This window comes from cf. Phormidesmis sp. LEGE 11477, assembly GCF_015207105.1.
Taxonomy (GTDB): Bacteria; Cyanobacteriota; Cyanobacteriia; order Phormidesmidales; family Phormidesmidaceae; genus Phormidesmis.
The window spans coordinates 1-11,195 of the sequence record NZ_JADEXO010000162.1 but is presented as its reverse complement, the minus strand read 5'-3'; the positions used below and the strand labels follow the sequence as shown (position 1 = coordinate 11,195).

Below are 11,195 nucleotides of genomic sequence, written 5' to 3'. Positions count from 1 at the left end.
TGTATAAGAGACAGCGGCGAGTTTGATTGTGTTTGGCTATGTGTTTGGCTCGTTTGAGGTGCCTTTCTTGCTAGGAGCGACTGCCCCGAAAACGCTGCCAGTCTTGGTGTATCAGGCGTTTACGAATGCGGATTTGACTCAGAGAAGCGTGGCGATCGCCCTGGGTCTGATTCTCTCTTTTGTCTCGATTGGCCTAATCGCCCTCTATCTATGGCTGGGTTCAAATAAACGTTTCGAGCGTCGGTTTCAGCCCCAAATCCCTCAAACACCTCAGATATCTCAGATAGCAAACTCACGCGCAGGAGAACGCTCATGAGCTATACCGCCACTAATAGCAAGGCTCGCAATACGACTCGTAAACTGTTCTTGTGGCTGATTATCGGCGTTCTCTTCTTACCCTTTTTGCCGCTGCTGATCTGGTCATTTGCTCAAGACTGGTATTTTCCTCAGCTCGTGCCCCAGTGGACGCTAGAGCACTGGCGGACGCTGCTGACGGCCAGTACCAAAGTCGCTCAGGGGTTTGGGCAAAGTTTGGCGATCGCGCTGCTGTCTACTGGATTCTCGCTACTGGTAGGAATGCCTGCCGGACGGGCGCTAGGGCTGATGGATTTTCCGGGCAAAGGCGCAATTAAATTGTTTCTGCTGCTGCCTATTATTGTTTCCCCGTTAGCGACCCTAATGGGCATCCAGTTTATGTTGATTCGGCTAGGGCTGAGCGGTACATTAGCGGGCGTGGTGCTCGTGCATCTATTGCCGACCATTCCCTATATGACCCTAGTGCTCAGCAGCGTTTATGCCAACTTCGATCCAGATTATGAGATTCAGGCTCGATCTCTGGGGGCAACTTCTTTTCAAGTGCTTCAGCAGGTGACGCTGCCACTGATCGCGCCGGGCGTAGTGGTCGGGGCGCTGTTTGCGTTTTTAATTTCCTGGAATGAGTTTTTGCTGACCTTTTTTGTCGGCAGTGGCCGGGTATTTACGCTGCCGATGGTGCTGTTTACGGCTTTGCAAGGTGGGAATACGGGGCTGACGGCTGCGATCGCCATCACCTCTATTCTCCCGGCATTGGTTTTCCTATTCTTTTCTAGCCGCGCCCTCAACAACGATGCCGCTATCGGAGGTCTTGGCAATGTCTAAAGATCAAGGAATTAGAGAACAAGAAATTAGAGATCAAGGACTCAAGCATGAAAGATCTGAAAACAGCATGTCTCAAGATAAAACATCTCACGCTAAAACGTCTCAAGACAAAATATCTCAAGACAGAATGGCCACAGATAAAACAGCCACAGATAAAACGGCCACAGATGGAGTGATTCAGAGCCAACCCGCTCAGACGCCGTTCTTTTGCTTACAACAGCTCACCAAAAGCTTTCGTGGCATTCCTGCCGTACAAGATGTGTGGCTAGAGGTAAAGGCAGGAGAACGCCTGGCGCTGCTGGGGCCGTCTGGCTGCGGTAAATCGACCACGTTGCAGATGATTGCAGGCGTGCTGCGGCCTGACGCTGGGCAAATCTTTCTAGAAGGACGCTTGCTCAACCAGGTGCAGCCCGAGCAGCGAAATATGGCACTGGTCTTACAAAAGGGTCTGTTGTTTCCCCATCTCAGCGTAGGAGAGAATGTGGCTTTTGGGCTAAAAATGCGAGGAATGAACCGCACAGAAAGAGAACAGCGGGCGATCGCCATGCTAGACCAAGTGCAGCTAGGCGGCTTTGCTAATCGCGATCCGGCTGAACTGTCCGGTGGCCAGGCGCAGCGGGTGGCCTTGGCGCGATCGCTCGTCATTCAGCCCAAAATCTTGCTGCTTGACGAACCCCTTTCCGCCCTAGATGCTAGCCTTCGCAGCAGTATGCAAGAGCTAATCTTACGTCTGCAAGAAGAAACGGGTGTTACCCTAATCGTGGTCACGCACGACCAGGCAGAAGCGGTGGTCATCTCCGATCGAATCGCCCTCATGTTTGACGGCTGCCTGCGCCAGGTAGACACGCCCGAACGGCTTTATCAACAGCCAGCCGATGAAGGGGTGGCTAGATTCTTCGGCGGCGTCAACTTCTTTTGCGCCGAGGCCGAATCTCACAAGCTCACTCTGCCCGGCGGCGACGTACTCACTACTGCCTATCCGCAGCAGGGCCCTGTCCAGGTCACCGTCCGCCCCGAGCGCGTTCATCTGCTGGCCGACCAGATCTGTGGCACTAATCTCTTACCCGTCACTATCATCCAAAACCGATTCACGGGCACCCTGCGTCATCTTTCACTCAAAACAGCAGCAGGATTGAACTTACAATCTTGGGTGCCCCCTAGCCTCAACTTCACCGTTGGCCAGACCGCCTTCGCTCACCTGCCACCCGATGCCCTCTGGAGCTGGCCTCTGCCTGCGAATAGCTCAGCCTCTAAGCGTGCAACTTCTATGCGAATTCGTCAGAAGAGCGAAGGTCATCGCAGTACCAGCGCCTCTAAGGAGTATTAGCTAAGGCTGTTAGCTTTGGCGTCATTCACCATGCTTTTCGAGAACGCCAAAGGCGAACGACAAGAGCAAAGCCATTCATCATTCATCGTTCCTCATTCTCTTTATGTCTTTCCCCCGCCGTCGCTTTCTCACCCTTTCTGCTGGCGCTACGCTAGCCACTCTCGCAGCGAGCTGTGCCAACAATCAAGACGCCTCTGCGCCCCGGCTCGATCCTACCGCCGCCACCTGGGAAGAGATTACCGCATTAGCCCAAGGAACCACCGTCAACTGGGCAATGTGGGGCGGCAGTGACCAGATCAATAGCTATGCCGATGGCTGGGTAGCCGAGCGACTGCAGAGCGAATATGGTGTCACGCTCAATCGGATTCCGTTAAATGACACGGTAGAAGCGGTTAACAAAGTGGTCGGAGAAGTTCAGGCTGGCGTCAGCGACCGGGGCAGCATTGATCTAATTTGGATCAATGGCGAGAACTTTCGGACGATGAAGCAAGGCGATCTGTTGTTTGGGCCATTTACTGACAAGCTGCCTGCGATGGCCTATTACGATACGAGTAACGCCTCAGTGATCAGTGACTTTGGCTTGCCAATTGATGGCTATGAATCGCCCTACACGGGTGCGTTTTATATCATGGCGGCTGATACGGCTAGAGTGCAGACAATGCCGCAAAATTTCGATCAGCTGCTGACTTGGGCTAGGGAGAATCCGGGTCGGTTTGCTCATGTGGCTCCGCCTCAGTTTGACGGCAGTCGGTTCTTGCTAACGGTTCTATACGGGGTAACGGGTGGCTACGAACAGTATGCTGGCGCAGAATTTGACTTGGCGCTGTGGGAAGAGAAATCGCCTCAAGTGTTTGAATATTTGCAAGAATTACGGCCATATCTATGGCGAGAAGGGGCCACCTATCCCCCCAGCCAAAGCCGACTGCAAGAATTGTTCTCTAATGGTGAGATCTGGCTGATGCCTGCGTTTACCGCTGGAATCGCAGAAGGAATTAATACCGGGCAGTTCCCAGATACAACAGAAGCTTTTGCGATGCCAGGCATTTCACTGAACGATCCTTCGTTCACGGCGATTCCAACCAACGCGAGCAATCCAGCAGGCGGTATGGTGCTAGCCAATATTCTCAGCAGCCCTGAAGGCCAGCTAGAGAAATTCAAGCCCGCTGTCTGGGGCGATCCGCCGCTGCTGACGCGCAGCAAGCTATCGGCAGAAATGCAGGCAGAGTTTGACCGAGTAGAAACTGACTATGGACTGCCGCTAGAGGCGATCGCACAGAACACTGTTCCCGTTGTCAACGCCGAATACACGACCCGACTAGAACAGATGTGGACTGAACAATTTGCCACCTAACCCAGCAGTTCTTTCTATCCATAGCTTAAACGATTACTAGAATATAGAAATCCGCTACTAGAGCCTATAACCTCAGCACAACTACCTCAGAACAACTACCTCAGAACAACTACCTCAGAACAACTATGGTCTTCAAAGAACGACAGTCTCGCGCGAAAGGCGTAGTAGAAGATAATCGACTGATGGAGCTGCACCTGTATCCGGGCAATCGCTGCAACCGCGACTGCGACTTTTGTACGGTGTTCGGCACGCCCAAAGGCTGGGCAATAGAATATACAGCCGAGCATTTGGACGCTACTTTGGCCAGCGTCATGCTGCACGAGAAAGGCGCGCTGAAGTTCTATGGTGGTGAGCCGACGCTGAATACAGAGAATACAATCTGGGCGATCGCATACCTTAGAGAACATGGCTTCAAAGGGGCGATGGTGATCTACTCCAATGGGATCAAAGCCGACCAGCTTTTGCAGATTTTAGAATCTGATCCGCTTGGCAAAACTACTGCCTCGCTCAACTATTCGATTGCGACAGGCGATGGTGCCCCGCAGATGCCACAGTCTTCACTGCGAAAGCTGGAGGCGTATGAGAGAGAAAATGAGGGCGCGATCGCCATTGGCCATCCCGATATCGTGGACTCTGGTCGCGGCGTCGATCCCTTCACTGGTGAAGAGACTCGGCCCAAAGTCAATCACCGCTGTCCCCACTGCTATCCCGTCCTTAGAACCGATGGCCAGTACCACGCCTGCCCTTTCGCCATCGAAAATAGCGCCCCTCACTTTCAGCTAGGCACCGTCACCGATGCCCCCGCAAAAGTCACTCAAAACTTCACCACTTTTCTCAACTGGATTGATACCGTCCATGAACCCTACGCCGCCGAGCATGACTTACCAGCTTGCACAGTCTGCTGGAAAAATCTCAAGGAGCTGCCTGTTCCAGAGTACAAATAGTGCGCTTGTCAGGCTCAATGCTCTGCGAAGCTCAATATTTTTTGGCGCATCCACTAATAGCTTTCGCCCGAAGGCCATCATTCGATCTACTGCGATGTCGATGGCTTCCGGGCAGTACTTTGCTGTCGCTGGATTTGCTTACTCTTGGTCGGCCTGTTTAGCGAGCCTGCCAAAAGCTTAGTTTAGGGCAATCGCAGGCGCTTCAACCTTAGGCAAGGGGCGGCCTATCAGCTGTTCAAACTCGCTGGCTTTATGGAAGTCGGGATTTTCAGGCGCAATCCCCTCAGAAAGCATGACCATCCACTGCGTATCCATGCGAGTGTAAAACGTGTGAAGCTCGTACGGCTCAATTAGCAGACATTCTCCAGCCGACAGCAAAAAAGTCTGCGCCTTGGACTGCTTTAGGCTGCGTACGGTGACTTCAACTTGCCCTTTGACTATGAAGAAGAGTTCATAATTTTCTTTGTGAAAATGATTGCCGCGATGCTTATCCGCCAGCGTTTCTACAAAGTTGATTTCGCCCCACCCTTTTTGAGCAACCTGCCAAAAGCTGCCTCTGTCGTCCGAGTGAAACACTGGCATCACAAATTTCCGCACGAATAGTCTCCTTACAGTTGTAGAACTACTGGTTTATATTCTCCCAGAGAATATAACTTTCCGTAATATAACTGAAGAAAATGCCGAAAATGATTATCTATGCCCTTTGGTAGAGTATGGCTTTCAGCAATATGGCTGAATAGGCGAGCATAAAGTGCAACAGTGCATACACTTATGGCCGCTGTCTGTAGTCGCTCTCAGCCTGCTTAGGGCAGTCATATCACTGAGAGTGACTCCCCAAGTGACTCTGGGCCTGAGAGCTATTTGGCAAGCTGTAGGCACGTTGATGGGCAACCGTCCCAATGCATCAGAACGGTTGAATAGCTAGCCAACAGTCGGCGGCAGCTCTACTGAGGTTTCTAAAGCTTTTGACAACCCCGATTCACGCGACAAACCGTAGGGATGTAGCATGCTATGTCACTACTACGACAATCAAGGGGTAAGCAGTCAGAATTTGGTATTACAACAACTTAGGTCGATATAACTGTCCTAGCTGACCTAGTAAGTGCTATAAGTGCAAAGTTGTTATAACTATCGTGGCCAGTGCTGGCGCACTCAGTCTATAGCGGCCTATAGCGGCAGTCGAATTGTGAAAGTTGAGCCCTCTCCAGGACTAGAGGTAAAGGTAAGGGTGCCAGAATGCTCTTCTACGACGACTTGGTGGGCGATCGCCAGTCCTAGCCCAGTCCCTCGACCCACTTCCTTTGTGGTAAAAAAGGGATCGAATAAGCGGCTGTGGATCTCCGTAGGAATACCCACACCGTTATCGCTAATCGAAATGGCAGCATAGCGACCGCGCACTTTAGTCGCAATTTGAATTTGTGGTGAGTAGGGCATGATCTTTGTCCCATCTAGAGAAGCCGCTGATGCATGTAATGACCGTTTGTGATGTTCTGACTGGACGATCAAGGCATCAATAGCGTTACTGAAGATGCTGAAAAATACCTGATTGATCTGTCCAGCAGAGCAATTTGTTTTAGGTAGGTTACCGTAGCGTTTAACAATTTCAATTTCCTGAGTGGGATCTTTAAGCGTTAAACGATTGCGAAGCAGTAACAGCGTACTCTCAAGCCCTTCATGAATATCGACCTGCTTTCGCTCGGACTCGTCTAAGCGTGAGAAGTTGCGTAAAGACAGGACAATGTCACGAACGCGGCTAGTGCCTGATCTCATTGAATTAAGGATTTTTGTGAGATCTGCGATGACAAAATCGGGGTCAATCTCTTCAATCGCTTTGGCGAGTTCAAGGTTAGGACTAGAGCACTGCTGTCTGTAGCAGCTCAACAGATAAGATAAATCTTCGATATAGCGCGCAGTCTCAGGAATGTTTCCATAGATAAAATTGATAGGGTTGTTGATCTCATGGGCAATCCCCGCTACCATCTGGCCTAGCGAAGACATTTTGGCCTTTTGCACTAAACTAGTCTGACTTTTTTTTAGATTTTTGAGCGCTTGCGATAGGCTTTGAGTGCGTTCTTGAACTAGTGCCTCTTGCTGTTGGTAGAGTCTTGCATTTTCTAGAGAAATGGCAGCCTGAGCAGCGATAATCTTGAGAACTTCCAAATGGTTAGGGGTAAAAGCATCTGCCGTGCTTTGGTTTTCTAGATAGAGAAGGCCAGAGAGTCGACCCTGGTGAAGAATAGGCAAGCAAAGCAGGCTTTTGGGCTGCTGCTGAATGATATAGGGATCATTAGCCAGCAGTTTGTGAGTGGTCGCATCTGAAATGATGCTAGCTTCCCCCGCACGTTTGACGGCGTTGATCAATCTAAGTGGTAGCTCAGCAGTCGACAGTAGCAGATCTTTTGCCACCACCTCAAAGCAATCGACGTTTTGAGCGATCGCCTTCACGTGCCAGACATTTTCTTCAAGCAGCAGCAAAGCACATCGATTTGCGCCAGCATTTTCGAGCGTAATTTTTATCAGTGAAAGGATGAGCTGATCAAGCTGAATCTCAGACGAAAGTGCCTGCGATGCTCGTAGAATTGAGGCGAGATCGAGCGAGTGAGTATTGTTAGGGCGAAGAGTGCCAGCCTGATATGGCTGAACGCTATAGGCAGCTTTAGAAGCTTGAAGAGACTCTAATTTATAGGTGTAGGAGGATGGTTCGAGTACATCTCCTAACGCTGTGGTATTTGACACGGTGTTCGACACGGTGTTCGATAAAGCAATTGATTGAGCGTTCGACTGAATAGTTGACTGAATAGTTGACTGAGAAAAAGCAGAGCTGACCGTTGGCTCAAGAATATGGGGATATCTTTGCGCTAGCGTCTGTAGCTTGGCGATCGCACCCCACTCACTGTAGGCCGCGTAGCTTTGGAAGAGATATTCTCGCGCTATGCGGGGCTTTTGCCAGTCAAAATAGAGCTGGGCCGCTAGTTCATGCGCCAGTGCCGCTTCGTAGAGATAGCCATTGGCAGTCGCCATAGAGATGGCCTGGTCGTAGTGCTCGCTGGCCACTATCCAACGCTGCTGCAACCGTGCTTTTTCCGCCGCGACTATCAGACATTTATGTTCAAGGTTTTCAGGACAGAGCTTAGCCCAGTCTTCTAGCTTTGTTTCTAGGCGTTCTAGATCTGCCTGGTAAAGCGATCTGGCGTCGTCGTCTTCGGCACTTTCGATCGCAGCCAGCTGCATTAGCGCCATGTAAAACACAGTAGACGGTGTCTTGGCATGGCTAGCAACAGTATGCCCTACCCGATTGAACTGCCAGATTAAATCTTTGTAGGTCGATTGCTGTCTTAATAGATAGGCGTGCCGAATTTTGATGGCATAGAACCAAGCTAGGGCAAAATCATCACTCTGATAGGTCTCTAGGTAGCGCGATTCATCAAAATCATCATCGTTAAAGGTCTCTGGCGTGTGCGTCAGACCCAGCATCTGACGGATTGGCTGAATCACGGCTGCTGTATAAATATCAAGATTATTTAGGCTCTTAATCCGCCGTAGAAAATCTGCGTGAGTTTGAACAATTGCGTAGAGCTCGTGAAGATTCTTGCCGTAGGTCAGGCGATCAGAGCCGCTGAGCATCATCATGAAGCTAACGGTTAGCCAGTTGCCAGCTTCCATCCCGTAGCGATAGGCAGCCTCGAAATATCGATCTGCCTGACGAACAGGCCGACACCAGCTTTGTACATCTGCTGCAAAAAGAAAATTCGTCATACTCTGCACATCTGCGTTGTCGAATTGTTCGCAGAGCTGGACGGCCATTTTGCCGATGCGATAGCCGGTTTCAGGGTCGTTTAGCCAAACCACTGCGGTCATGCCGTAGCCCACGTAGCCGAAAGGCGACATTTCGGTATGACCATGCTGCAAAGAGAGCGCAGTCATCTTCGTGACCGCTAGTAATGAGAGCGCGGGCTGACCGTTTAACCAGGCAGAATAAAATAGAATTTGCAAAATCCGCATCATCTCTTCGATATTGAGATTGTTGAGATGTTCGGTGTTTAGGCGTGATTCAATCGACTGCTGTTCTAAAAGCTGTTTGACTAGTTCAATTTCTGCGGTTATGTGCGATTGGATAGTCTCTGCGTTGGTAGGAACCATCCACCCCAATAGAGATAGGCTACTTTTCTGAGCTGCGATCGCATCTTGATAGCGAGACTGTAGCTGGTATTGCGTCATCTGGACGCGGTAGATTCTTGCTTTGTCTAGCGGCGTACGGCATTTTGGCAGCGCCTGATTGTAGACACTTTCAGCTTGCTCGAACTGACCGCAAAGATAAGCCGCCTCAGCCTCTGATTGATGCAGCTTATACATCAGATCGTAGTGAGTATCCCAGGCGGATTCAGGCAGAAGCTGGACACCCGTTTTGTAGTAATCCCAGGCCGCTGCGTAGGCTGCTGAGAGTTTGGCTTTTTCCCCTGCTTTTAGGTTGAGGTAAGACAGCTCTATTCGCTGGTTTTTATTTAGCGCTTCTTTGCCTAAATTGAGCTGGTTGACCAGATCGAACAATCGCTCTTCCTGCTCATCAGCAGACAGTTCTGAGAGTAGGAGCTGGCCGATTTGCGCGTGGGTTTGCTGCTTTTGATGATCCGAGATTAAGGCGTAGGCGGCCTGCTGTACCCGGTCGTGTAAAAATCGATAGGTAGGGATTTTTGTCGCTGTTTTCGCGGCAGGTGCGGCGAGCATAGCATCGGTTGAAAGGATGAATTCTGCTGGGATAGAGGCTTGATTTTGATAGGTCTTGTACGCCTCATTGGTGGCTAAGAGTATGCCTGCTTCGATCGCTGGCCAGAGCGCTTCTGCAATATTAGCAGCGGGGCGATCACACACAATTGATAGCGTATCAAGATCGAACTGATTGCCGATACAGGCAGCTAGTTTCAACGCAGTTTGAGTGTCGGCAGACAGCTTTTCTAGCCGCTGAGCCATGAGCTCGACCACGTTATCTGTCAGCGTGTGCTGGCCCACCTTCAAAGCGTTGTACTCCCAGGTTTGGCTATGCTGGTTGAAGGTAATTAAGCCATCCTCGTAGAGCGCCTTCAAGCACTGATGCGTGAAGAAAGGACTGCCCTGCGCCTTATGAAAGACAAGTTCGGTTAGACGTTGAGCCAAGCTCAGTGAGCACTTTAACGTGTCAGCGGTAAGCTGGTTAAGCGTGTCTGGCTGTAGCGAAGAAAGGATAAGGGTGCTAGTAGAAATGTTGGCAGTGGTCAGCGTCTGTACCATCTGCATCAGCGGATGAGCCGGAAATACTTCATTATCTCGGTAAGCACCCATTAGCAACAGGTAGCCTGCTGTTTCGCTGATCAGTTTTTCTACGAGCTGAAGAGAGGCGACATCTGCCCATTGCAAATCATCTAGAAAAATGACAAGCGGGTGATCCGAGCTCGCAAAAACTTGAACAAACCGTTGAAAAACTTGGTTGAGTCTGTTTTGCGCTGCTGTACCCGATAGCGCTGGGACAGAGGGCTGCGGCCCTAAAATCAATGCCAGATCGGGGAGGATTTCAACCAATACCTGGGCTTCTTCAGCCGCCGCGTTTAATATTTCTGTTTTCCACTGTTCGAGCTGGCAATCATCTTCATACAGGAGTTGTTCAATGAGATTTTGAAAGGCTTGAGCGATCGCACTAAAAGGCACATTGCGATTAAACTGATCGAACTTACCGCTAATAAAGTAGCCTTTCTTTTCTACAATCGGCTTGTGAACTTCTTTGACAACTGCAGTTTTTCCAATTCCAGAGCGTCCGCCAACTAGAACAAACTCTGTGTTTCCTTGAGAAACCCTTTCAAAAACCGTCAGCAATGTAGCGACTTCCTGCGCTCTGCCATACAGCTTTTCAGGAATCAAGAAGCGTAAATCCCGATCTTTTTCGCCTAGAGAAAACGGTGATATAGCGCCTGTTTCTCGCCAATCGTTTAGGCAGCGCTCTAGATCGTGTTTGAGCCCGGCAGCGCTTTGGTAGCGGTCTTCAGCATTTTTAGCCATCAGCTTCTGGATGATCGCCGCTAACATATCAGGAACCGCCGCATTCAGCTTCTGCGGCGGTACTGGCTGCTTAGCAATGTGGCAATGCACCAGCGACAGCGGATCGGCCAAGGCAAAGGGAAGCTGGCCCGTGATTAACTCATAAAAAGTGACGCCCAGCGCATAGAAATCGCTACGGTAGTCTACGCCCCGATTCATCCGACCGGTTTGCTCAGGCGATAGGTAGGCCAATGTACCTTCTAATCCCTGTGTAGGTTGGATGCCCTGCTGCTCTTGTGGCAGGCTAGAAGCCAAGCTAAAGTCAATCAGCTTGATCTGTTTTGTGTCTGGATGAATGAGAATGTTGTCAGGCTTAATATCTTTGTGAATAATATTGTGCTGATGAATATATGCGAGCACATCAGATATT

The 11,195-nt window shown here is 50.3% G+C and carries 7 protein-coding genes; 5 read left to right on the top strand and 2 right to left on the bottom strand.

Annotation, left to right across the window (positions count from 1 at the left end; genetic code table 11):
* Nucleotides 1–22: 22 nt before the first annotated feature.
* The 5 genes from IQ256_RS26670 to IQ256_RS26650 all read left to right on the top strand — a co-directional run bounded on the left by IQ256_RS26670 (nucleotide 23) and on the right by IQ256_RS26650 (nucleotide 4,759).
* The gene (locus IQ256_RS26670) at nucleotides 23–316 is read left to right on the top strand and encodes a hypothetical protein (protein WP_193858730.1); all 294 of its coding nucleotides are present in this window, start codon (nucleotides 23–25) and stop codon (nucleotides 314–316) included.
* Complete coding sequence (locus IQ256_RS26665) at nucleotides 313–1,137, top strand: ABC transporter permease (protein WP_193858729.1); 825 nt, start codon at nucleotides 313–315, stop codon at nucleotides 1,135–1,137. The genes IQ256_RS26670 and IQ256_RS26665 overlap by 4 nt, the downstream gene beginning before the upstream one ends.
* The gene (locus IQ256_RS26660; protein WP_228025319.1) at nucleotides 1,130–2,464 is read left to right on the top strand and encodes an ABC transporter ATP-binding protein; all 1,335 of its coding nucleotides are present in this window, start codon (nucleotides 1,130–1,132) and stop codon (nucleotides 2,462–2,464) included. The genes IQ256_RS26665 and IQ256_RS26660 overlap by 8 nt, the downstream gene beginning before the upstream one ends.
* Before the next feature lie 103 nt (nucleotides 2,465–2,567).
* A complete protein-coding gene (locus IQ256_RS26655; RefSeq protein ID WP_193858728.1) occupies nucleotides 2,568–3,815 on the top strand; it encodes an ABC transporter substrate-binding protein in 1,248 nt (415 codons plus the stop codon).
* A 125-nt stretch (nucleotides 3,816–3,940) separates the two neighbouring features.
* On the top strand, nucleotides 3,941–4,759 hold the full coding sequence (locus IQ256_RS26650; RefSeq protein ID WP_193858727.1) for a radical SAM protein: 819 nt from the start codon (nucleotides 3,941–3,943) through the stop codon (nucleotides 4,757–4,759).
* A 177-nt stretch (nucleotides 4,760–4,936) separates the two neighbouring features.
* On the opposite strand, the gene IQ256_RS26645 is transcribed toward IQ256_RS26650, so the two are convergent.
* A complete protein-coding gene (locus IQ256_RS26645) occupies nucleotides 4,937–5,341 on the bottom strand; it encodes a cupin domain-containing protein (protein WP_193858726.1) in 405 nt (134 codons plus the stop codon).
* A gap of 585 nt (nucleotides 5,342–5,926) precedes the next feature.
* Complete coding sequence (locus IQ256_RS26640) at nucleotides 5,927–11,185, bottom strand: AAA family ATPase (protein WP_370623556.1); 5,259 nt, start codon at nucleotides 11,183–11,185, stop codon at nucleotides 5,927–5,929.
* Nucleotides 11,186–11,195: the final 10 nt, after the last annotated feature.

Excerpts from the sequence above, each read along its gene's own strand:
- IQ256_RS26665 (WP_193858729.1), top strand. The coding sequence starts at position 313 with ATGAGCTATACCGCCACTAATAGCAAGGCTCGCAATACGACTCGTAAA.
- IQ256_RS26660 (WP_228025319.1), top strand. The coding sequence starts at position 1,130 with ATGTCTAAAGATCAAGGAATTAGAGAACAAGAAATTAGAGATCAAGGA.
- IQ256_RS26655 (WP_193858728.1), top strand. The coding sequence starts at position 2,568 with ATGTCTTTCCCCCGCCGTCGCTTTCTCACCCTTTCTGCTGGCGCTACG.
- IQ256_RS26650 (WP_193858727.1), top strand. The coding sequence starts at position 3,941 with ATGGTCTTCAAAGAACGACAGTCTCGCGCGAAAGGCGTAGTAGAAGAT.
- IQ256_RS26645 (WP_193858726.1), bottom strand. The coding sequence starts at position 5,341 with ATGCCAGTGTTTCACTCGGACGACAGAGGCAGCTTTTGGCAGGTTGCT.